The sequence below is a fragment of the Pedobacter fastidiosus genome (assembly GCF_014306625.1).
GTDB classification, from domain to species: Bacteria; Bacteroidota; Bacteroidia; order Sphingobacteriales; family Sphingobacteriaceae; genus Pedobacter; species Pedobacter fastidiosus.
In genome coordinates, this window is record NZ_JACRYL010000025.1 from 36405 (window position 1) to 58541 (window position 22137).

Sequence of the window (22137 nt, forward strand, 5' to 3'; positions counted from 1 at the left end):
ATTAATCCAGATTTTCGCTGATCTTAATTTTACTGTTGATCAGTTTTATTTCTTCATCCTTATTTTTTAACGATACCTGAGCGGCAGTTTTGCTGTCATTTAATTTGATCACCAGATCGATTGGACTGAGGTTGCCCAGTTTTTCGAAAGCAGAAAGGATTTCTTTTTCGCTAAATGGCCTGATATCCAATCCATTTTTTTTTCCCGATTTGTCCTTCCAGATCAAAGTAATGTAATTGGGTACCGCTCTTAAAGCATACTCATTTGACAAGAGTTCATCTCCTGATCTGTTTTCCTGTTCTCCATTTAAATAATTATAAAATAATGTACTTGCCTTTCCTTCATCAGGCAGGATAAGCTCTGGCCGCCAATCGTATCGCTTACGGTATGTTTCGTAAATATCCATATTTGGAGCACCATATTGGCTAATGCGGTTTTTGATTTCGGGTTTCAGTACCATATCATCAGCAAGCGTAAGCTGAATGTAATTGGGCTTGAACATATACTTAGCATTATCGTAGGCTTGTTCTGCGGTAATAGTAGTATCACGTGCCTGAAATGCCCCAACCTCTGTTTGGAAACCAGCCCCGCTCAGCCAGACCACAACCCTTCCTTTTGGGGCTAGGCCAACTTTGATCAAGGTATAGGTTTCTTTTTTGTTGTTCATCGTATTAATGAAACCTTCTTTAAATAACCTGCTGATTTTATTTTTATCCAATTTCCATGTCCCTGTATAAAATTTCTTTTCAATTAGCGAGAGCCAGGTAAAATTAAGGGAATCGGGTGCCTCCATTTGTTTGGTAGATACGCTCATAATGCCCCCATCGTTTCCCCATCCAGTGTTTTGTGTTCCCCAAATGGCATCAAAGCCATAAGTAAAATCGTTGGCTATTATAGCTCCTTTATAAACCTCTACTGGGTACTCTTCTGGTGCAGAAACTGTACCTGTCCACTCAAATTTCTCTTCCATTTTTTGTCCTTTGCAACTTATTATCGCCAATAAAATGAACGACAGCAATACATACCTGTTTCTTTTAAACTTCATGATTTATTACCACTTGATACAATTTTCTTTCCACTGGCCAATGATAGATTTTGCGAAGTCGCTTCGACATTCATTACCTGAGCAATCTTTTCCAATTTAACGCCAACACGCAGTTCGTATTTTTGTACCACCTCTATCTTGATGTTCTTTGCCTGTTTTATGATTGCCATGGCTAGAATAGATTGGATTTTTCTGCACTGTTAAGTTCTACAATTTTGCCGCTTTGCATGGTCATATTTTCCTTTGCACTAAACATGCTGATTTCTGAGGCAATTTCGTTTGAGGTGTCGGCTGTTCTTTTAAAATCTTTTGTCACAAGTTCGGTTCGGTTGTTGGATGTTTCAGAAACATCGCCAACAGCACTTAAGGAATAATTATTACCGGCCGTAGCGGCAATATCCTTACCTGCATTGGTCGATTGATTCTGTCCCACCTGAACATCCATATTTTCTCCAACATTAATTTGCATGTTTTTGCAGTTCAAAGTCATGTTCTCCAGAGCAGTAATGGTAATATTATTGCCTTTGGTATCTATGTAGATAATATTCTGGTGTATATCGGTCAGTTTGATCCCTTGTGTGCCTTCGCTATCATCAAACTCCAGTAAATGCCCGCTTCGGGTGATGATACTCTTAAGGTGGTTTTTAATCAACGGACTGCTATCTACACTAGAACTGTGGTAAACGCTTCCCATAACCACTGGACGGGCGATGTTTCCTTCTTCAAAGGCAATCATCACCTGATCATCAATTTCGGGTACAGCAAAATATCCGCGGTTGGTTCCCCTTTCACCATTACCAGCACTTGGGCTCACCACACGCAACCATTCAGTCACATCGTTAGTAAGACACTCCCACTTAAACTTCACTTTTATACGGCCCTGTCCCTGTGGATCATTATTATCAATCACATCAGCCAGTTGCATATCAGACTGTGGCTTTTCGAATTTTTTAACCAACAAGCGCTCTGTAGTCGATATTTTACCTTCAAAAGTATTGTGGTATTTACCATTTTCATCTATATAGTGATGGATGCTCGTGATCAGAAATTTACCCAAACTCTCAGAGGTAAAGGACAGTTCTTTCCGCAGGCTCATCGTAATCTCGGCAATATCACCAATGCGGAGCGCAGCGTTATCACCTTTTGCGGTTACTTTCAATAACTCACTGGTATTTGCCTTCTCCTCATTATCTACCAGTTCTTTGATGTCGTTACTATTGTCTACCCTAATCAGCGAAGGCTGGTTAAAGGTCTTGCTGTAGGTCAGATTTGAAGCTTTTATCGCATGGCTCAGATCAGGCGTACCCTCCACTTTTCCCGTACTTTCGCTAAGCAGCATTTCGTTCTGCTTAGGGTTATAAGAAAATCTTTTATTTTTGATTGGGGCAATTTCCATAGCGTACTGCATTTCATGCACATCCCGCCCATAAAAAAGAGAGATATCTGCCTGCTGTTCGGGCTTACCAAAATTAAGTTGCTTACCATCGTAGAAAAACCACTCATGATATTCTGCCGAAAGCCTGTTTAGAAACGCAAAATCGCTTTCCCTATATTGGATTATATAATCGATGGGTGAAGTTCTGGAGGCATTGGCTACCACTTTTAGATCGTTGGCCGGTGTATCTTTCGTGGCCAATTTTACAATCTCATTCAGATCTTTATCTAAATAAGAACCAAGGTCTGGTCCGCGATCAATTAGAATAGTTGGACTATAACCACTCACAATTAAAACACCATGATAACCATGACTTTGAGATAACTCTACTTTCGAAACCAGTCCTACAAAGTTCTGCATCCCTTCAGGGGAGTGTCCGAAAGACGCGGTTAGGGTTTTGCCCACAAAATCACGGCTATTATCCAAACTGATCAGTCCAGGCGCTCCCATTTGGTCGTGGTTAAAACGCAGTTCAAAATAGTGATGTTCGTTAAAAGCTTGCTTGAGGGTGAAGGAAGCAAAATGGGTAATTGCTTTATCCTCTATATTGATTTCTGTAGTAAGTTTCTTTTCCATATTGATTAATCTTGATCACAAAATTACCCTAAGCTAAATCTGGTTAGCGAGTTTTAATGCATGCCCTTCTCAATAAAACGAATTTATTTTTATAAGTGGCGTGTAATGACTAATTTTTTGTGTGGCTGCCGAACCAAACATCTTACCGTGGCGGTAATCGGTTTTTACTACAATATATTTGTATTGGTTGGGCATAATTGAGCTTTAGTTGAGATTGCATTGTGGAGATGGCCACAGGCATGAAGCATTAATTTTAGAGTTTTTAGGTAGATAAAAAATGACTGAACTAAAAGCGACCGATATAAACCGGTCGCTTCAGTTTAATTATGTTGATAACTATGCTTTTGGCCAATCGTTTTCATGATGCGCATTGCCAAGTTTTAGCGAGCGAGCAGATACAACAAAACTCAATGTCATTGGAGTATTATCGTTTACCGCTATACCCTCGTTATACTGAATAATATAACCATCTTCGAAGCTCAGTTCCTTCATCTTGGAATCCTCTTCGCCTTTTTTGAAGACAATCGTTCCAGACTGTGGCTTATATTGATTGTTCACCATTGATTCGATTACAGATGTATCTTCTGTAGATTCGATTTCTATGTTGATTGTACCACCGTATACACCTGATGATGGACGGCCTTTTGCGTCTACGTCTCTGTTTAATGAAAAGCTGCATTGTAGGACATCAAATTCTTTTGAGCCCATTGTTAATCTGGTTTTAAATGCCATGATAATTTTTTTTAAAGATTGAAAGAATTATAATTTTGAAGTTTTTACAGTCTGAGGAATATAGGTCGCTAAACCGACTTCTACATCTCTGTTACCCGATTATGCCTTCGGCCAATCGTTAACATGTACTGCATTTCCAAGTTTTAGCTCTCTCGCAGAGATCTGAAACTTGAGTGTCATGGGATGATCGCCCACAATGTTTATTCCTTCAGAATATTTAACAATGTAGCCATCCTCAAAACTGACCTCTTTCATTTTGGCATCTTCCTCAGATTTCTTGATCAGAAGGGTTCCGGTAATGGGTTTGTATTGATTGTTTACCATCGCCTCAATTATTGAGGTATCTTCTGTCGATTCTATCTCAACATCGATGGTGCCACCGTAGACTCCGGAAGAAGGTCTTCCCTTAGCATCTACATCGCGGTTTAACGCATAGGCGCAGTGAAGTACATCGTACTCCTTGCCCGAAAAATTTAATCTAGCTTTGAAAGCCATAGTTTTAAAATTTAAAGGTTAAAAATTGGATTTTTGCAGCCTCCGCTGCTCGTAGAAGTTAAACCAAATATCAAGCCAAATATCAGGAGCCACAGGTAGATAAAGCAAAACAACCATAGACTATTAAGCTTATCCATAGGTAAAAACCTGCCAGAATAAAATCACAAAGCATATTCTGGCGGATAAGCACAGTTTATTTTTTCAAAAAAAAATATATTATCCATTTGATTAAAAGAGAGCTTTTTGGAATGTGTGGAAAACACGGGCAGAGTGTCGCTTTTTACTACAGTGCTAGCTCCACAAAACAGACATCTGATCTAGATCAACTGCAGTCCAAATTTTTCCATCTTCGTTACCCACTTCTGGCTGTAATGGTTTTCAAGGGAATGCAGTTCGCCGATGGTATTGGTCAGCACCGGACTGATCCGGCATTTTTCGAAGGTATTTTTTTTTATGGAGAGATACGTCGTTTTCTTATTGGCTTTCCAGTCCTTAAATGTCGCCTCATCGAGGATGGAGACAATCCGACCGGATTTGCCACTGAAATTATTGTTGATGTTCTGTTGCTGCGTACTGAAAATCTGGTCCGGCATGAACAAACGGTCAAAAAAACCTTTGATCTTTGTTGGAATATGGTCTACATATACCGGACAAAAAAGTACAACATGATTGCTTTGCCTAATGGCATTCAAGGCTTTTTGAAGATCAGGTTCAAGTTCTGCAATCTGTCTGTTGTTGAAAAGCCTGTTTGGATTGAAAATCAAATCGATAATGGCTATTTCCCGCACAGTTGCTCCAGCACTTTCTGCGCCACTTCTGTATGCATTGATCAAAAAACCTGTGGATACCGTCTTTTCTATATCCCCATTCAGGATAAGTACTTGCTTCATTATTGTTTGGTATTAGCTTTTGAGGCGGTAGATGTGTTACAAAACTATAAAGATTTTGTTAACTCAAAGTATATAGAACTAAAAAAACCTGACCGGTACGGTCAGGTTTTTGTTTTATAAGTAGAATATGCGCTTTATTGCTGATTGTATTCTGAGGCCCAAGTTGTACTCTCGTCCTCCCCTTTATGACCATCCAGTTTAACCACAAAACTTTTTGCCGGAAAATAAGGTGTGATGTTGATATCCAGGTGAATTCTGTCTTTTTGCTGTTCATCACGCTCGAATCGCATAATCTTAAACCGTTCGATCAGACGGTCAGCACCCTGTATACCGTCTAAAAACTTAACGATCTGTCCTCTCAAGTCCTTTTCAGTTTGGGAAGTCCAGTTTTCGAACGCTCTTCTGTTTAGGAAATCGAAAAGTACTTTGGTAATGTAATCAAATACGCGAACCACCGAATAGGTCTGCAGTCCAACATTGTCACCATTGAAAAGGGTTTTCGCAGAGAAGGCCATCACCTTGCCGTATTCATTTACCATTGGTACCAGACCAACCCTTTCCAGATGAGAGATCTCACTTTTCTTTAGGTCAAATTTAACTCCGTCTACTTCGTTTATTGCACCATGTTTCTTGCCAGCAGTAACCTGCGACATGAGCGTGTAGTACATTTTACCGGCAAGTGCTGCTGATCCCGGAACCGTCAAATCATCCTCTTCACCAACTTCGGCCACTTTTCCACGCCCCACCAACCAGTTGCAGGTCATGATTACATTTGATCTAAAAGCATCAGCTCCGGTAAAGTTTGCAGCGGTGAACAAGTCAAGTACATCATCAGGTTGATCGAGATCTGCAAAATCGGTCACCAGCATCGCTTTATTGTTGTGCGCAATCTTACCCCATCTTTCCAGCACTTTGTTTGATCCCATATAACCGGGAACAACCATTAGAGAATAGTTATTGCGAAGATCCAAGCGGTCATAATTCTGTTTTAGCTCATCATCAACATATTCGATAAACCGTGGATTGTCCAAATCTTTGATCTGATCCATAGAGGCATTTAAGAGCACCACGTTTTTGAGCTTATCGGATTCTGTGTTTTTATAAAATAAGTGAACGGACCGGTAAGCCTGTTCCAAATCTCTAGTACTCTCTAAAGCAGTACCAATATTTTTGTTCAGGTTTTCTTCGGCAGAAGTGAGTTTTTGTGTGCTTTTTTCGACCATATCGGCAACTGATGTAGAAGATTCGAGCACATCGATCCAAAGCTGAATTTTCTTTTTAAGCTCTTCTCGCTCCTTCTTTTTTTCATCTCCAGTCAAAAAGATCTGCTTTCTGGCTTTTCTTTCAGGATTAAGGTTCTGAAGACCATCTACGGTCGCTTCGAGCAGGTCGAAACCGCCAACTCTTGCCAGTTTTTCCAGATTGTCCTTAAGGGATGTTTTGTCTATGTTTTTGCCCTCAGCTGGTTTGAAGCCAGTTTGGGAAGTATTTTGGTCTGATTTTAGTTCTTGGGGATTTGACATCTTTCTAGGCGTTTAATTATTTATTTTGCTCCAATTCATCTACGAAATTCTTCAGAGCGCTGATGAATGCAGACTTGGTTTCTTCATCGTCCAGTGTAGCCTTTAAGGTCTTATTGGATTTCAGTTGCTTGATTACATTAAGGGACATCTCACGCTCAATGTTTACATTGGTTAGGTAGGCACTTTGGTTGATGATATTTTTTACTCCAAAATCACTTAGATCATTAAAGCTGATGGTTTCTCCAACGGTAGATCCGTCCTCCTTTTCGAAAGCTACTTTAACATTTGGTTTATAATGTCCGAAGACCTCTCTTACTGTTTTTAGACCCTCTACCTTTTCTGGCTTGATGGGTTCGTTTTCAGTCAATTTCTGTACAAATAGCGTTTTGTTGTGGGCAATTTCTGCAAAGGCTTCTGAGGTATCGATTTTTCGCTCGTTGCCGCCAATTTCATAATTAAACATAATATGCTGTTTTAGGTTTTGGGTTATTTTAGTCTTATAAATATAGTAGTTAACGTTTTAACTCAATTTTTGTTCCAATGTTGCAATTTCTGGCTGAATGATTTGCCATTTCAGTTGATCCGAACCCGATTCTATGCCAACCTTTATCTTCGAGCCTTTTTTGAGTGCTCCCGAAATGATGTATTTGGAGATGGGCCGTCGCAGTAAATTCCGGATGATGGCCGATAACTGTCTTGCACCGTACTTTGGTGTAAACCCATCCAATGCAATCATTTTCTTGGCATCGTCCGCGATTTCGAATTCGATACCCAATCTGCTCAGAGACTGGATCAGGCTGTTGAGCTGGATTTCGAAAATCCTTACAACGTTGCTTTCATTGATCGGGGCAAATGGAACGATTTCGGAGATTCTGGCCAGAAACTCGGGACGGAAATGTCCGGACATTACTTCCATGAGCTGATTGGAAACTGGGACAATACCTTTTCCGATCTGTTCTGCAATCCATTCACTTCCGATGTTGGAGGTGAAAAGAATAAGTGAGTTGCTGAAATCACCTTCTTTGCCCAACCGGTCGTGCATATGGCCCTCATCGAGAATCTGCAGGAAAGTATCGAAGACGGAAGGGTGTGCCTTTTCGATTTCATCGAACAATAGAACAGAATAAGGTTGCTGCCTGATTTTGTTCACCAGCAATCCTCCTTCTTCATAGCCCACATAACCGGGGGGGGCACCATATAAAAGAGCAGCACTGTGCTCTTCCTTGAATTCCGACATATCAAACCTGATCATGGCTTTTTCATCGTTGAACAAAAACTCCGCAATCGATTTCGCCAGTTCGGTCTTACCGGTTCCGGTTGGTCCCAGTAAAAAAAACGATCCAATGGGTTGCCCTTTTTTGTTGAGCCCGCTGCGTGATTCCAGAATGGCATCCGAAACGGCTTTTAAAGCTTGATCCTGACCAACTACACGTTTTTTTAGATATTGCTCCATGTTTAGCAACTTCTCCTTCTCCCCAGCCTGCAATTTACCCATTGGAATGCCTGTTTTATAGGCCACAATCGAAGCAATGTCCTGTTTGGTGATGCAGTCACTTTTTTCCAGTGCAAAGGTTTTGAGTTCAGCGAGACTCTGTTGAATATAGCTATGATATTCTTCGGCGGTTTCGAATGCATCGGTTTGCGTTTCATCCGTTAACCTTCCAAGCAGCACTGGGCTGAGTTTGTTCTGTACCAGTGAGTAAAGCCATTTGTAATCCCCGAACTGATCTTTCTCCGATCCATCTGTTTTCAGCACTTCAAGATCAGCCTCTAAGCTTTCTATAACCAGATCGGAAGTATCGTTCATCATTTTCATAGCCGCCATTGTGCGGTCTAAAAGGTCAAATGCAGAATCTGGAAGCCTTCTATCTTTCATGTAACGCTTTGCCAAACGTACGCATTCGTCCAGTGCCTCCGGCTCAATGCTCAGCCCATGGTGGGCTTCGTATTTCACGGCCAGCTTTTGCAGCATTTTGATGGTGCTCTCCTCATTTGGCTCATTGACCTGAAGCACTTCAAAGCGTCTGCTGAATGCCTGTTCCGGCTCAATAATCTTGCGGTATTCATCGATTGTTGTTGCACCGATTACCGTTATTTCCCCTCTCGCGAGCTCGGGTTTCAACAAGTTGCCAATACCAGCGCCCAACGGGCCTTTGCTATCCAACAGGGTATGGATCTCATCGATAAAAAGCACTGCCTTGTCGAACTGTTTGATTTCCTTTATAATATTTTTCAACCGGTCTTCAATTTCCCCCTTATAGGATGCGCCAGCGATTAATGATCCCAGATCAAGTTCAAAAAGCTGAACGGATTTAAGGCTGTCCGGTACCGCCTGGTTAACTACATCGATTGCGAAACCATCCACTAGAGCAGTTTTCCCTACTCCAGCATCACCCGTAAGGATTACGTTTGGCTTGGTTCTGCGGCAGAGAATTTCCATCATCATCCTGGTTTCCCTGTCACGTCCGATTATCGGATCGGTTTTGCCGTCCCTGACCATCTGCAGCCTGTCCACACAATATTTATAGAGTGCGTTGCCTGTCGTTTTGTGTCCGCCATCAGCTGAATGCTGTTCTGGAGCAACTGCTCTGGCAATTTCTTCATCCTTTACGTACAGCTCTAAAATCTCCTTTTCCCTTATTGGAAAAGATTTTAACTGATCTACCTGAAAACCAATGCCGGGTTTTGCCAGTGCGGTCAGCACGCATATCGGCGTGATCAGATCCAGGCCGAGTTTGATGCGTACGTTGTCTGCCTCTTCAAAAATGACGGCAATTTCAGGTGCACCGGTAACAGTGTCGCTATAACCCGAAGCTTTTTGCTGTTCATCGATCCTAACCTCAGCCCATTCGCTGATGTATTCCTCATCCTTACCGATGGAGGTAATGAAAGACCTTAAGCCCACATCCTTATGCATGAGCCCTTTGAGTAGATGCGCAGCGGAAAACATTTCGTTCCTGTACTCTTTTGCCAATGACTGGGCAATATGCAGTGCGATCTTTACCGATTCGCTTAAATTTGTAACTGCCATGTGCCTAATTTATTTTCGGTGTAACTGCCGGATTAAAGTTCTCTTCGGTGATGTAGTAATACAACTTGCCATTAGAAACAAATTGTTGCTCGATCTGAGTGGCTCTTTTGATCTGCTGGACAGACTGACCAAGCAATTTGATGTAGTTTTCGAACTGGTCCAAAGGCATTTTTGATGCGTTATTCAGATCACCAACCGTATATTGGCTAAGAAACTCATTGTTCAAGGGAAGTCCGGTAACCAACTTTAAATAATTGGCCAGGCTCATCGATCTAATTTCGCTCGATGATACCCTCATGCCCAGAAGCTGTTTTGGCAACCTCACATAATTTTTAACCAGCTTACCCCGGAAAGAAGATTGATCGGCCTGCAGATTCTGCCCAAGCATGATTGAAAACACATCTGTAATCTGCCTATATTCCATGTTGTTGAGCACGATTGCATATTGAAGTACCGATCGATTTTTGATGATCAGGCCAGCGGGGAGACTTGCAGTACTGTAATATTTGAATGAATTGTGAGGCATACGGTCAGCCACTTCGGCACCTACAGGCTGAGGCAGCAAACTCTCTACATGCTCAGAAAGATTTTTGCGTGAAATACCTGTTAAGCGGAATGCACTGTCCAATGAGCTGATCTGGTTGTAAATATCTAAATTGGTCTCTTTGACAAAACGGCGTAGCGAAATGGTCATACTCTGGTTTGAGTTTACCGTTCCCTTAGTTGGGAAAACCACCCCACCCTGAATCAAACTATTATTGGGATAATCTAGGTAATAGGAAATCGAATCTTGAAGGCTTGTATTGTAAGGTTGAAAGCTTTTTAGCCCCTCGCCCTTTACCATTGTGTTTTTTCTGTACTCCGCAGCGCGAATGGCAGATTCAGACACTAGTTTTCGGGACTGGATTACAAAATCGTTGAAAGCCGGATTATAATCGCTGTAGACCTGCAAGGCTAAGATTCTGGCATCCGCAAGCGCTACCTGCTCGCTCAATTCATTGATAAGGTAATTATTGGTACCTCCGGCATTTCCGGTACTGCCTACCAGAATAAGAAGATTGGTTTCATTCTTCTTTGCCTTAAAAAGATTCAATCCTGCCTTAACTGCACTAAATACAGGCTCTTCGGCAATCACGCCATTGCACTTAACGGTATTTTTGGCCTCGTTTGATAAAAAGGTCATCAGCTGACGGTAATCATTCTGGATCGGACTGGACAGAATTCCTTTTATCGGACAACCCTCATCACCTCTGTAAACTACTCCTCCGTAACTTACTCTGGTACCCTTTCCAAAATCGCCCATAATGTTTTCAAATGAGGCGATCGTATTGGTCATACCCGAAAAATATTTGGTCATCGAACTTCCGCCGTCAACCACAAAAACCACATTGATCTTCGTTTTATTTTTACGGAGCGCTAGATAATCCTGATAAGAAAGTGCAGACCCATTAATGGTCAGTATTTTATTGTCTGTTTTATTATATACATCAGTAGCAACACCTACAGCTAAATTGCCTTCGTTTTCTGAAATCACAGGGAGGCTTCTCAAAATCACATTTTCTGCCGGTAATAATGGGTCAACAACAAATGGAGTTCCTTTTTGCATTCCATTCTTTATGGCTGTAGCTGTTGAATCATCAAGATCGTAATTGCCAGGTCTGATCGAGGTGATGTATAACCGGTCTCCCCAACTGTGTATGGTTTCGGCCGAGACCCATCCATAAACACTTTTCCGGGCAGAATCTGCAAATAACTGGTCGTCGGAACCGATCAGGTATTTTTTTTCATCCTCAGATTTTTTGTAAATATACGCAATCTCATGAAGTCTTACCTTGGTTCTTCTGTCTTTAAGTTCGGGCGTGCTGTAAACTAGAATGGAATCTGTCGTGTCAAAATAAAACTTTGGCTCGGTGAGCGGATTTTTTCCGTTAACAATTCCAATCGCCTTTTCTGCATAACCTGTTTTTTGGTTGGAGAAAGCCCGTTGCCAAAGAAGCAACTTGGATTTTGAAATCCATCCATAGCTAATTGCGCTTTTTTTATCGTTGATCTTTCTTCCCCTGATCATTCCAGCTTTGTATTTGATCAGCTTTAGATAGCCGTTTTCTTCCTTTGAGACATAAAATGGCTCCATAAAGCTAATTTTTTTCATCATCAGGCTTCCACCGGGCGAGGTTGTGGTGTAATTATCCTCACGATCTGAGAATACAATCCAGGGCAAGCTGCTGCTGCTGGTGTTCTCATTAATGTTGATGGTTTCTGCCGGCCTTTCGTAAGACCTGGGCATATATTTAACTTTTTTCCCAAATGAAGCGGGCGACTGAGCAAAGGCAGACGATATTCCCAAAAACAGGATGGTTAACGCATAATATTTTTTCATAGTAAGTGTAGATGAGCTTTAGAATTAGGTTGAAATGTTAATCTATCTTGTTTTTGCCGGTGTTTCTGCCGAAGTTGCCGCAGCAGGTTGAGCAGCTCCCGAATGCTGCTTAATGTTCAGTAAACTGGCACAGCTTGAGTTTGGCTTGATGGTTAACTGCGCTTCATCTACAGCAATTTCGCCTCCAAATGTCAGCCCCATGCAGTATGAATATATATCGGTCTGTTTTTTCTTACCGTTCATTTCTACATTGACAGTTACCTTCTCGTTGTTGCACATGTACTTGCGGATAAGGTAATAATAATTTGAATTAAAATCGGCACCGTTGGCTATTGCCTGTAACCTGGCTCTGATATCATCGATCGTTTTTCTTTCCCCATCTCCGGGTGCAACCAGATCTTCCACGATCTCGGCATTTGGATCGGTAATCAAAACCGTTAGATAGGCAGGTTTCCTGCTTTTATCTGATCGGAGGCGTACAACATATTTTCCCGGTGCCCGATATGTATACAAAGCTGTTTTTCCTTTAACATCCACCCGGCCGGTCTCGCCAAATGACCATTCAAAATCTTTGCCTTCCCCATCGCCTTCAAGTCTGATTTCTTCGTTGACCAGTCCAGCAGTTGGGCCACTAATGGTTAGCACACTGTCTACAGCGGCTGCCTTGACCGTGTCTCTTACCGTTATTGGGAATTCCTGGCGGAGTTCGCCATCAACAGTCAAGCGCACAATGTAGGTATCGGGTTTGGTGTAGTGGTAAGCCCCTGTTTTTGTAGTGGCTTTTGCACCATTGCCAAATTCCCACAGCCATTTTGAGGCTTTGGGGGTATTGTCTGTAAATACCAGATTTTCATTTAAATAAATTTCGTCTTTGAGAATCCTTGCATCAATTGCACGTTTTTCGAACAATGAACTTTTAAACAAAAAAATAAGACCTGTTAACAGCAGTACAGCCAATAGGATGTAAAGTATAACATATCCCTGCGAATTTGAGCTGATCTGCTTGGTGTTGGTTTCGGACATAGGTAGCGTTTTTGATGGGTTTTTGGGTTTTATCTTGCAGAAATTGTTTGCTGTAACTGGCGCCTGTTGGTAATGCAGTCGTCCAGTTGTCTTTTATGCAACTCTATATCTGAAATGTTTCTGTTTTGTTCCTGCCTATCGTAAAATAGCCGGTCGTACAACTGTGCAGTTTGCACAAAAATCTTATATCGGGAATCGGATGCTTTACGGTCAAACGCGGCTCGGATCGAACCCAGCGAAAGTTGAATATCATTTTTCAAAAAAACTGCCTGTACGTTTGGGTTATAACGGGTAATCTGTTTGAAAGTGGTATCAACTGTAGGCATCGTTTCCTTAACCATATTCTCGAAAGCTTCATTCTCGTTAATCTTCACCTCAAGGTCCGCTTTTGAAATCTCGTAACGCGACTGGCCACTGTAGAAAATCCCAAAGCTTAAAAGCCCGATGGTTAAAATAAATAGCGCCACAAAAAACATGAACTGTTCACGCCTTTCTTTTATACTTAATTTTATCATAATGCTTAATTATCGGCCATATCTGCCATTCCTTATCTTATTGGCCGCAGATTGATTTGCACGTTGGCAATCATTAATCTGTTCTTTATATCTTTGGATATCGCCTCTGGATTTTATAAGTGAATCCTGTAAATCGGCCATCGCACCCACGTTATTGTTTATTTTTTCATACAGATCGAAGCTGGCACTAACCTCCGGTTTTTTGGAGATAAGATCTTTGATCCTGTTATTGGAAGTTTGGATATCATTGAGCAAAATGCCCTGTTTGCTCATCTCATTGGCATTATAGTCACGATATTGGGCGAGTTCCTTAAATCGGACCAGAATGAGATCAAAATTGGTGTTGATGTCCTTTCTCAAGTAAGAAAGTTTTTCGCTTTCTTTTACTTTTTTATCGAGCAGGGTATATTCAAAGTCAGAAGCTGCAAAAAAGAGATAGATGCAGACAAGGGAGAAAAGCGTTAAAAAAACAAAGTTCAAGATGAACCTAATATAGGAACTTCTAATTTCGATGGCGTTAATGGGTTTCATAGGTTGTAATGGTTCACATAGTACTGGTCTAATAATTAATTCGACAATCAACCTCACTAAAACCACACAACCGTGTCAAATCAACATTCTACAATAACAATTTTTAATATTCGTTGTTTGGTTACTTAAACGATTTATTTAAATTACTTTTATCAAACTTTAAGCCAAACCTCTATGTCTGAAAAATTTTTCAACAAACCCTTCAGATTAAACTCCGTTCTTTCGGGTGCTGGTCTTCAGGCAACTGATCTGGGAAAATCAATCTCGAATCACATTGAGCTTATAATTTTCACACGATATGGTGAACATCGGTACCATAACAATTTCGGATGCGAAATATGGGACCTGGATTTTGAATTAATTGTAAGTGAGAGCATTTGGGAGGAAAAATTCCGTAAATCGCTTCTAAAGTCCATTACGGATCATGAGTTCCGAATCTACGGTACATCAGTACATATACACATAACAGAAGTAGAAAACGTCTATCCCTTACGCAAGATTACGGAGATCAAAAAAAAGGTAGACATCAGTGTTAGGGCACTAATAAAAACCACAGGTGAAAAATATTTTTTCAATACCGCTTTATTCCTCAGTCCCTTATCAACATAAATAAAACGCCCCAAATACACTACACATGAAACCAGTATTTTATTCATCAAAAGATGAGATCCGCAATAGAATATTAAAGAATGCAGAAGATTTCTGGAACATCAAAGACAGCAATGATTTCGATCCATTAGTGAAACTGATCATTGAAGCCCTCAGTAACGAACTCTTCAATGTGGCAAATGATGTAAAAAATCTCGAAAATAGAATCTTCGACAAGATCAGTCGTATCCTTGCACCCGATCATTTGACCTCGTCATTACCTGCCCATGCCATAATGCACGCCAGACCGACAGAAGATGAGGATTATCTTTCGCCTTATCATCAATTTGCCTTTAAGAAAGATTTGCAGCTGGAGAACGATATCGTAAAGAAAACAGACATTTTTTTCAGCCCATTGCACGCAGTAAAGGTGCTTAATGCATCGGTGAAATACATAGCCACCGGAACAAACCTTTTTGCCGTAGAAAAGTTCGGCAGACAGCCTGCTCTAAATACGCTTCCCGGGTTTTCAATCGCTCAGAATACGATTTATATCGGATTTGAAGGGATAAAAAACTGGATGGACTTCAACAAGCTCAGTCTGTTTTTCGATTGGAAAAATTATTCCGTTCCCGAAAATACCTATGATCTTTTAGCTTTGGGGAAATGGTTTTACAAGGATAATGAACTTGTAGCTTACACCGAAAGATTTATGGACGAGCCTCTGACAGGCAAAATTGAGGCGCCATTTCATCATAAGCAACTTTTAAACCTGATCAAGGCCGACGTGCTGCAGTTTTACAGCAACAGATTTATTACCCTTGCCGATTTGAACGATTTTAATATCGGTGAGCATAAGGAAATGCCTTATGACTTTTCCGATCTTTTTCAACAGGCCGATCTGGATCGTATTGGCGGAGAAATAAAATGGTTGAAGGTGATTTTCCCTGCAGCCATCACTCAGGAAATGCTAAATGAGCTTCACATTCACATCAATGCATTTCCGGTTGTCAATAAAAGACTAAGTCAGATCAAGCATCGGCTTAAAACAATGAATAATGTAGTGCCGATAAAAACAGAGGCATTTGACCAAATGCTTGCTGTAGAAAATCTTAAAGACAATAAGGGAAAAAGCTATAATGAAATTCCCTATACCAACGAGAACGAAAAAGGCGATGGGTCTTTCTCCATACGGTATGGAGGAACAGAACGTTTCGACACCAGAAATGCCAAAGAACTGGTAGATTATCTATTTGAACTGCTAAGAGATGAGAAAGCGGCTTTTTCTGTATACGGCCCTGATTTTTTAAACACAATGCTTAAAAATCTTGAACAGAACATTGCACTGATCGAACAAAAAAACCGATCTGCACTAAAGGACATCAAAGATTTGCCAAGCTATATTGTATTGAGGCCGATCGATGATGCTGATATTTTATTTTTGGACATCTGGGTTACACAGGCAGAAGAAGCCAACCACATCAATGCGGGCAGCCGCCTAGTCGTTTATGGCAACAACAAGGTTAATCCAGAAAGTATCTTTCTGCTGAGCCAGTCTAAAGGAGGTCGGTCAAAGCTGAATGCGGCCAACAGGGTACAAGCTTATAAATATGGATTAACCACGGCAGATCGTGTAATAAGTAAAGCGGACGTAACTAATTTTTGTCGTTACGAACTCGGCCAAAAGCTTAAAAGCATCACACTTGTCAAAGGTATTATGATGGATAACAAGCCAAATGCGGGGTTTATCAAAACAACGGATATTGTCATTGAACCAGCAGATAATCTTAAGCTGACCAGAGCAGATTGGACTGAATTATTAGCCCTCACCCTGTCCAAACTAAAGTTGCGCAGTACAATGAACGTGCACTATCGAATGATGTTAAAGGATTCTGTTTATTTAATGGGCTAACGGGATAGCTTGAATAGATCCTTAGATGTAAGCCGTATAACCTAGGAAGGCACTGCCCCCTATTTCGCTCAACAGTGTTTCCTGAAAATCGGGTGCGGTTAAAAGCTCCACATTAAGCTCCGCATCAACAGGGAATAGATAGCTGACAGCCATATCCAAGATTTCCCTGTTTTTTTCACCGGGAATAAATTTAATTAGTTCTTCGGGAGAATTTGGCCCGATGTTAATGTTAAAAGACTCATGCTCAGGCATAAATCTATCCCCAATAATGGTATCAATGCCCAAAGCACTCCTTCCCAGGTTCATCTGCATGCTATCTTCAATTTTAATACCTGTAAGCTGAGCGGTGGCGTTTACCACAGCAATTGGCAAGTTGAACAGCGCTTTAAGTACATTTGAGGCAAAATCGATATCATTTCTTTTTTGCTGGATTTCAGGCAAAAGATGCATCCATATAATACTCTGCTCTTTATTCAGAAGGTTAAATTCTTCCCATCCAAATTCGAATATCCGGCTTAAATCCGAATAGGTGGTTTTTTTGTCGAGTTTATTTTCATAAAGCTCAGTCATAATCCTAACATGGTTGATCTCGGCATCAAAGGGTGTAAAAAACAATCTAGCCTGTTTTTCCTCTTCTCTTCTTTCCCTTATGTCCTTGATCATCGATTCCTCATCCATGCCAGCGCTGCCCGTAGGCGGCCTATGAAAAAGACCTTCGGGAAGCATGTCATATAAACCCTCCCTATTGGTATCTATCCGTATGCGGTTATGCCTTCTGTTTTCTGAATAGTAAATTTTGGAGGTTTCGATATCTTTTGCAAATGCCCGCTTGTCCGGCCCGATGGGAACAACCTCAATCTGATCCGCATCAATTACATTGCGCTCAATTAAATCGGCTGCCTTTGCTGTTGCCTTATAATCTGTAAAGAGTTCGTTATTAATCAAAATTTCTTTTTTCATTTAAACTTTAAGCTTACATTTTTGTTATAGATTAAATTTTATTTTCAAGCAAAATAAGGATTATAATCAAATATTAAAGATACTATATTTGCAATATATCTCATCAATGAAATTAATGGACGTTCAATCATTTTTTATCCGCTACCTCTTATTCCCACTGATCTTTCTGGTATCTTCAGCCGTACTCTCCGTTCTAAACAAGAAAAACCAGTTTTTGAGCAACAAAAAACTGATCGTAAGTGTTCTGCTGATCGGCATAATTTTGGCAATTCCGGGTTTTTTGGGTTTTCTCAACTTTAATTTTATGCCATGGGGTTACATCATCTGTTGTATCTTCTATATTTTAATGGGCACAACATTCGTATATCTGCTCACAAAATATTATGCAAAAGATTTGCTTGAACGCAAGGTTTTTATCTTTTTCTCCACTTTAGTTTCCGCCATTTTGGCCGTTTATTTGTTCCAGCTTGCTTTCAACTGGTTAAGTTCGGTCCATTTTGGATGGTTTGGAGCGGGCAGTATTGCCTGCTTTTTCGTGCCGCTTATTTTTTGGTGGGCCTATGTTTCCCTATTGGGCATACCATCAGAAATCTTCAAGATCTGGAAGTATCCAGAAACCCCGCTCGAGATCAATATGGATCATGTAGACTTCAACAGATTATTGGTGCTGGAACTCGAATTATACAAGAAAAGCACCGATCCTGAGCCGCTCAAGGTGAAGGTCAAAGCTGTGGAAAACATGAATTTTGGAATTTGGTTTCATAAGTTTATTGATGATTATAACCTAAAATTCGCCAGAAGTCCTGTCGAATTCAAAGGCAGCGATCAGGACAATTATAAGTGGATCTTCTTTATCAGAACTTCATTTTTCAAACGTAATATTTTCATAGATCCAGATCTCGACATCATAGAAAACGGCATTACCGAAAAAATGACCATTTACGCAAAACGCGTATCAGAAAATGCGAATAAGCCTAACGAAGTAGGAGAAAGTGCTATCTTTGTCTAATCTATAATTAAAAACACAACCATGATCAAGCCACTCAAATATAAATCCATTAATTGGGTTAATGGCATGAAGCTTTCCAGTGACCATTTTACATTGAGCGACCTCTACCTACAGGATTTTGTTAGGAATGCGGTTTCACTGAATATAAACAACTACAATTATGGATTTCTGCCTCCATTTGCGGGTTACAAAAGTTCGCACGACATCGAGATTTTAGAAAAAGCAACCAACCATATTGAAGTTAGGGTAAAATATTGTAACGCGGTTACCCCTGAGGGTTGCCATATCGATATAGAGCAGTCTGACAATATGGATTCATTGGTACACAATCATTACTTTGGGCAGTCAGAACCTAAAAACTATCTTATTTTACTGGTTGTTAATCCATTTAACCGCATACCTGCTGGCACACCTAATCCAGAGGAAAATCCGATCAGATATCCAGAGTTAGCCAAATCTTATTCTATTTCCGTTTTGCCGGAGAGTGAGCTCGGTTCAAATACCGTAGACAGCTATTTCCTCACCATTGGCCAGGTGTATTATGAAAATGGCAGGTTGAGCATAAACAACAACTATATTCCACCTAGCACAACGATAACAAGTCATCCAGCATTAATAAGATACTACGAATCTTTCAGTGTTCTATTGAATGAATTGCAGTTATCTGCTTTTAAAATTATTGATAAAACAGGCGGTCGGGATAACGTTACGCCTTTGGGAAAAAACATTCGCTCCATCTCTGAGAAGATTGCAGATTATATTGCAGGCTTGTTTTATGCCTATAGAAATCTGGCACACCGCGAATCGCCGGTTATTTTAATAGGGTATTTTTCCAGTTTGGCACATATTTTTTTTACAGCGATCAAACTTATTGATCCCCGCGAAAGGGAGGAACTACTGAAATATTTCTATGAATGGAAAGACGTAACCCCCGGCAACTTTGAAGAACTTTTGGCCAAAACCATCGAACTGGTTTACGACCATAAACAAATCAACAACAGTATGGTTATGGCCAGTGAGTTCATAAAAGTACTGGCAGCGCTGTGGAACAAACTCAGTGGCCTGGAGTACATTGGCCAGCGCAAGGAAAATATTGTGGTCGCCGAGCAACAGGTCGTTCAGCAGGTACAGGCCCGAAAAACCTGGACACTGCTTGATTAGCCGGTCTAAAGCTTAAGCCTGAGTTTTCTATTGCGCATATATGCACCTTAACCCAGGCCTGAGGAAATGAATCTTGATGGAGCTTAGCAAGAGCAAAAAACCTAAGAACAAACTAATGACTATAAAACGGTGGGCAGGGTGAACAAATAACTAAGTGAAGCTATTTCTCTGGCAGTTCCGAAGTTCGGTCCCATTCCCCGCTACCATAGTGGGCAAATCAAATTTTTGTTTGATTTGCCCCTTTTTTTTGCCCTCGAAAACCGTCTTTAAAGCACCTAGAACGCGGATTGCCTCATTCATTCGAATAGTTCGATGTTGTACCCCATCAAAAGTGAGATTTTGAGGGTAAATCGAACTAATTATTCGCCGTTTTCCTTCAGAATCTGCGTTTAAATAGGTTTCTGACAGGTTAGTTATCATTTTGGTTGCTTTTCCAATTAAATCGCCGACATTCTCTTTTCCACGAGATAAATCAATTAATTTTCCTTCTAAAATTGATATATTTTTCTCACATTCAGATTTTATTTTTCTGTATTCGAAATCAAGAATTACATCATTAAGCATCTTATCTCTTGCTTTTGTGATTCTTAGATTAAACTCTTCCAATTGTTTTTTCACATTCCATATCTGGTCGTTATCTTCTCCAGCAATCGCCTGGTAAACTTGTTTTAAAATCGTGCAATAAGCTTCGTTAAGGACTGGATCGATAGAGTATTTTTCTAATTCTTTAATAAAGAGGCCCTTAACTTTTTCCGCATTATATCTTATTCCACATTTGGAAAAGCAGTGGTAATAGTGATAATGCTTTTTGGACCCTTTAGAGGCACTTCCAGAAAGCATGTAACCGCATTTTGGGCAAATTAGAAAGCCCCTCAATGGCAACATTTCTAAAGAAGCAATCGTTGTTTTCTTAGGTTTGTTACGTCCATCCAGAACATCCATGGCTTTATAAAAAATAGCTTCAGAGACTATTCCCTCATGTTGACCTTTTACTGTATGCGCCTCTTCATCTTTAAATTTAGCAATCGGGATCCTACCGCAATAGATAGGATTGCGTATCACCTGCCAAAAATTCTTCCGCCCAGTTTTTAACCCCTTATCAAATGCTTCTTTCCAAATTTGATCTATGTACCACTTGCCCGTCGATAATTCTTCATAGACCCACCTCATCAGAGAGGCTTGTGGTTCGACCGGACAGATATATTTTCTGCCCTCCTCTGTCACTTTATTTGCATAGCCGATTGGTGCGGGCCCCATCCATCGCCCTTCCTTTCTTGCCCTTCTCATGCCGTGAAACGTATTGAGTGCCCTTCTATCATTCTCCACCTCCGGAGCAGCCAGATAAAATGCTAGCATCATTTTATTTTCAGGAATGGTAATATCCAAAGGTTGTTCTATGGCTTGGGGTTCTACGCCGTAATCAGATAAAAGCTTAATCATCTGATATGCATCTCCTGCATTTCGGGAAAACCTATCCCATTTGGTAAAGAGAACAAGATCGCTTTGTCCACGCTTTTTCTTTATCTCAGTAAGTAATTTTTGCCAAGCAGGCCGAATGAAAGTTTTCGCTGACTGGTCTTCATAGACAACCTTCCTAACAGCAATATCTCTGGAGAAGCAATAACGCTGTAAGACTTCTTCCTGGTTTCTCTGAGAATACCCCTTATCTGCCTGCTCGTCTGTACTAACTCTTATGTATAAATCTGCTGTAATCATTTTTTTAGTGCTTGCTCAACTTCCAAAATAGCTAATACATATAGCAAATCCAAGACTTCTCTTGCACGAGTTATCGACATTTCCACATCCTTTTTTTTAAGCATTTCAACTAATTTTTCTGGTTTCATCTTTTCAATTTTCAGATTTCTCATGATAATTTCATTAAGCCTGAAACATATTGAAGAATGCACAGAATAGTTACATATCACTAACGTGAGCAGCTAAATTATGGATAACATCCGAGTTGAACTCAACTTAATTTTTTATATTTTTCACCTTCTAAAACTTAGATTAATAGAAGCTATTTATTTGTGTTTGGCACGTCAATGAGATGTAGCCACGAAAAGATAATGGACAACACATATAAAAGCTATGCGATTTCTAATTACGTAGCGTCTTGAAAACTATATTTTGATTTTGACCAGATGCGCTTATTTTATCCATACAAAACTTACTACCCTATCTGAGGATTACTTTGAACACTTAAGTGCCTTCTTACAGGTACTTGGGCCAATCGTTGATGACCTAAAAGGCAAGGGATTCATTTAAAAATCTTGTTTTCCGGAAAAGTGGTAACCCTTGTACTAAGATTTTAGAACACAAAAACTTGGCAAA

General features: G+C 40.4%; 20 protein-coding genes. 4 read left to right on the top strand and 16 right to left on the bottom strand.

All coding sequences use genetic code 11. The features are described from left to right. Window position 1: 1 nt before the first annotated feature. From H7U22_RS20090 to tssO, 13 genes are all read right to left on the bottom strand, one after another. The gene (locus tag H7U22_RS20090) at window positions 2-970 is read right to left on the bottom strand and encodes a DUF2931 family protein (protein WP_222621915.1); all 969 of its coding nucleotides are present in this window, start codon (window positions 968-970) and stop codon (window positions 2-4) included. A gap of 71 nt (window positions 971-1041) precedes the next feature. Beyond that, complete coding sequence (locus tag H7U22_RS20095) at window positions 1042-1215, bottom strand: hypothetical protein (protein ID WP_187073131.1); 174 nt, start codon at window positions 1213-1215, stop codon at window positions 1042-1044. 2 nt (window positions 1216-1217) lie between these two features. Further along, the gene (locus H7U22_RS20100; RefSeq protein WP_187073132.1) at window positions 1218-3056 is read right to left on the bottom strand and encodes a type VI secretion system Vgr family protein; all 1839 of its coding nucleotides are present in this window, start codon (window positions 3054-3056) and stop codon (window positions 1218-1220) included. Between the two features lie 336 nt (window positions 3057-3392). Next, window positions 3393-3788 carry a type VI secretion system tube protein TssD gene (tssD, locus tag H7U22_RS20105; protein ID WP_187073133.1) on the bottom strand — a complete coding sequence of 132 codons (396 nt, stop codon included), beginning with the start codon at window positions 3786-3788 and terminating at the stop codon, window positions 3393-3395. Window positions 3789-3887: 99 nt separating this feature from the next. Then, on the bottom strand, window positions 3888-4283 hold the full coding sequence (tssD, locus tag H7U22_RS20110; protein ID WP_187073134.1) for a type VI secretion system tube protein TssD: 396 nt from the start codon (window positions 4281-4283) through the stop codon (window positions 3888-3890). Window positions 4284-4600: 317 nt separating this feature from the next. Then, on the bottom strand, window positions 4601-5173 hold the full coding sequence (locus tag H7U22_RS20115) for an NAD(P)H-dependent oxidoreductase (RefSeq protein WP_187073135.1): 573 nt from the start codon (window positions 5171-5173) through the stop codon (window positions 4601-4603). Between the two features lie 134 nt (window positions 5174-5307). Further along, window positions 5308-6696, bottom strand: a complete 1389-nt coding sequence (locus H7U22_RS20120; protein ID WP_187073136.1) for a DUF5458 family protein — start codon at window positions 6694-6696, stop codon at window positions 5308-5310. A gap of 16 nt (window positions 6697-6712) precedes the next feature. Further along, window positions 6713-7159, bottom strand: a complete 447-nt coding sequence (locus tag H7U22_RS20125) for a hypothetical protein (protein ID WP_187073137.1) — start codon at window positions 7157-7159, stop codon at window positions 6713-6715. 57 nt (window positions 7160-7216) lie between these two features. Next, window positions 7217-9727: an ATP-dependent Clp protease ATP-binding subunit gene (locus tag H7U22_RS20130; RefSeq protein WP_187073138.1), complete on the bottom strand. Its 2511-nt coding sequence runs from the start codon at window positions 9725-9727 to the stop codon at window positions 7217-7219. 4 nt (window positions 9728-9731) lie between these two features. Further along, window positions 9732-12107 (bottom strand): type VI secretion system protein TssR, encoded by a 2376-nt coding sequence (tssR, locus tag H7U22_RS20135; protein ID WP_187073139.1) that lies wholly within the window; start codon window positions 12105-12107, stop codon window positions 9732-9734. 42 nt (window positions 12108-12149) lie between these two features. Beyond that, window positions 12150-13130, bottom strand: coding sequence for a PKD domain-containing protein (locus tag H7U22_RS20140; protein WP_187073140.1), 981 nt, complete (start codon window positions 13128-13130; stop codon window positions 12150-12152). A gap of 29 nt (window positions 13131-13159) precedes the next feature. Then, window positions 13160-13645 carry a type VI secretion system transmembrane protein TssO gene (locus H7U22_RS20145; RefSeq protein ID WP_187073141.1) on the bottom strand — a complete coding sequence of 162 codons (486 nt, stop codon included), beginning with the start codon at window positions 13643-13645 and terminating at the stop codon, window positions 13160-13162. 9 nt (window positions 13646-13654) lie between these two features. Continuing rightward, complete coding sequence (gene tssO, locus H7U22_RS20150; protein ID WP_187073142.1) at window positions 13655-14176, bottom strand: type VI secretion system TssO; 522 nt, start codon at window positions 14174-14176, stop codon at window positions 13655-13657. 174 nt (window positions 14177-14350) lie between these two features. Here tssO and H7U22_RS20155 point away from each other — a divergent pair, with 174 nt between their 5' ends. Both H7U22_RS20155 and H7U22_RS20160 read left to right on the top strand, forming a co-directional pair. Then, window positions 14351-14785 carry a GPW/gp25 family protein gene (locus tag H7U22_RS20155; protein WP_187073143.1) on the top strand — a complete coding sequence of 145 codons (435 nt, stop codon included), beginning with the start codon at window positions 14351-14353 and terminating at the stop codon, window positions 14783-14785. Between the two features lie 25 nt (window positions 14786-14810). Then, the gene (locus tag H7U22_RS20160; RefSeq protein WP_187073144.1) at window positions 14811-16676 is read left to right on the top strand and encodes a type VI secretion system baseplate subunit TssF; all 1866 of its coding nucleotides are present in this window, start codon (window positions 14811-14813) and stop codon (window positions 16674-16676) included. A 21-nt stretch (window positions 16677-16697) separates the two neighbouring features. Here the strand turns inward: H7U22_RS20160 and H7U22_RS20165 are convergent, their stop codons facing one another. Next, entirely contained in the window at window positions 16698-17636 is a 939-nt protein-coding gene (locus H7U22_RS20165) for a type VI secretion system baseplate subunit TssG (RefSeq protein ID WP_187073145.1), read from the bottom strand. A gap of 115 nt (window positions 17637-17751) precedes the next feature. Between H7U22_RS20165 and H7U22_RS20170 the strand changes: the two genes are divergently transcribed. Together H7U22_RS20170 and H7U22_RS20175 are read left to right on the top strand one after the other, a co-directional pair. Beyond that, entirely contained in the window at window positions 17752-18645 is an 894-nt protein-coding gene (locus H7U22_RS20170) for a TssN family type VI secretion system protein (RefSeq protein WP_187073146.1), read from the top strand. A 21-nt stretch (window positions 18646-18666) separates the two neighbouring features. Beyond that, a complete protein-coding gene (locus H7U22_RS20175) occupies window positions 18667-19806 on the top strand; it encodes a hypothetical protein (protein WP_187073147.1) in 1140 nt (379 codons plus the stop codon). Between the two features lie 150 nt (window positions 19807-19956). Here H7U22_RS20175 and H7U22_RS20180 read toward each other — a convergent pair whose 3' ends face one another. After that, window positions 19957-21522 (bottom strand): recombinase family protein, encoded by a 1566-nt coding sequence (locus tag H7U22_RS20180; protein WP_187073148.1) that lies wholly within the window; start codon window positions 21520-21522, stop codon window positions 19957-19959. Beyond that, window positions 21519-21650 (bottom strand): hypothetical protein, encoded by a 132-nt coding sequence (locus H7U22_RS23350; protein ID WP_262890380.1) that lies wholly within the window; start codon window positions 21648-21650, stop codon window positions 21519-21521. Before H7U22_RS23350 ends, H7U22_RS20180 begins: the two co-directional genes overlap by 4 nt. Between the last annotated feature and the right edge of the window lie 487 nt (window positions 21651-22137).

Excerpts from the sequence above, each read along its gene's own strand:
- H7U22_RS20090 (WP_222621915.1), bottom strand. The coding sequence starts at position 970 with ATGGAAGAGAAATTTGAGTGGACAGGTACAGTTTCTGCACCAGAAGAG.
- H7U22_RS20095 (WP_187073131.1), bottom strand. The coding sequence starts at position 1,215 with ATGGCAATCATAAAACAGGCAAAGAACATCAAGATAGAGGTGGTACAA.
- H7U22_RS20100 (WP_187073132.1), bottom strand. The coding sequence starts at position 3,056 with ATGGAAAAGAAACTTACTACAGAAATCAATATAGAGGATAAAGCAATT.
- tssD (WP_187073133.1), bottom strand. The coding sequence starts at position 3,788 with ATGGCATTTAAAACCAGATTAACAATGGGCTCAAAAGAATTTGATGTC.
- tssD (WP_187073134.1), bottom strand. The coding sequence starts at position 4,283 with ATGGCTTTCAAAGCTAGATTAAATTTTTCGGGCAAGGAGTACGATGTA.
- H7U22_RS20115 (WP_187073135.1), bottom strand. The coding sequence starts at position 5,173 with ATGAAGCAAGTACTTATCCTGAATGGGGATATAGAAAAGACGGTATCC.
- H7U22_RS20120 (WP_187073136.1), bottom strand. The coding sequence starts at position 6,696 with ATGTCAAATCCCCAAGAACTAAAATCAGACCAAAATACTTCCCAAACT.
- H7U22_RS20125 (WP_187073137.1), bottom strand. The coding sequence starts at position 7,159 with ATGTTTAATTATGAAATTGGCGGCAACGAGCGAAAAATCGATACCTCA.
- H7U22_RS20130 (WP_187073138.1), bottom strand. The coding sequence starts at position 9,727 with ATGGCAGTTACAAATTTAAGCGAATCGGTAAAGATCGCACTGCATATT.
- tssR (WP_187073139.1), bottom strand. The coding sequence starts at position 12,107 with ATGAAAAAATATTATGCGTTAACCATCCTGTTTTTGGGAATATCGTCT.
- H7U22_RS20140 (WP_187073140.1), bottom strand. The coding sequence starts at position 13,130 with ATGTCCGAAACCAACACCAAGCAGATCAGCTCAAATTCGCAGGGATAT.
- H7U22_RS20145 (WP_187073141.1), bottom strand. The coding sequence starts at position 13,645 with ATGATAAAATTAAGTATAAAAGAAAGGCGTGAACAGTTCATGTTTTTT.
- tssO (WP_187073142.1), bottom strand. The coding sequence starts at position 14,176 with ATGAAACCCATTAACGCCATCGAAATTAGAAGTTCCTATATTAGGTTC.
- H7U22_RS20155 (WP_187073143.1), top strand. The coding sequence starts at position 14,351 with ATGTCTGAAAAATTTTTCAACAAACCCTTCAGATTAAACTCCGTTCTT.
- H7U22_RS20160 (WP_187073144.1), top strand. The coding sequence starts at position 14,811 with ATGAAACCAGTATTTTATTCATCAAAAGATGAGATCCGCAATAGAATA.
- H7U22_RS20165 (WP_187073145.1), bottom strand. The coding sequence starts at position 17,636 with ATGAAAAAAGAAATTTTGATTAATAACGAACTCTTTACAGATTATAAG.
- H7U22_RS20170 (WP_187073146.1), top strand. The coding sequence starts at position 17,752 with ATGGACGTTCAATCATTTTTTATCCGCTACCTCTTATTCCCACTGATC.
- H7U22_RS20175 (WP_187073147.1), top strand. The coding sequence starts at position 18,667 with ATGATCAAGCCACTCAAATATAAATCCATTAATTGGGTTAATGGCATG.
- H7U22_RS20180 (WP_187073148.1), bottom strand. The coding sequence starts at position 21,522 with ATGATTACAGCAGATTTATACATAAGAGTTAGTACAGACGAGCAGGCA.
- H7U22_RS23350 (WP_262890380.1), bottom strand. The coding sequence starts at position 21,650 with ATGAAACCAGAAAAATTAGTTGAAATGCTTAAAAAAAAGGATGTGGAA.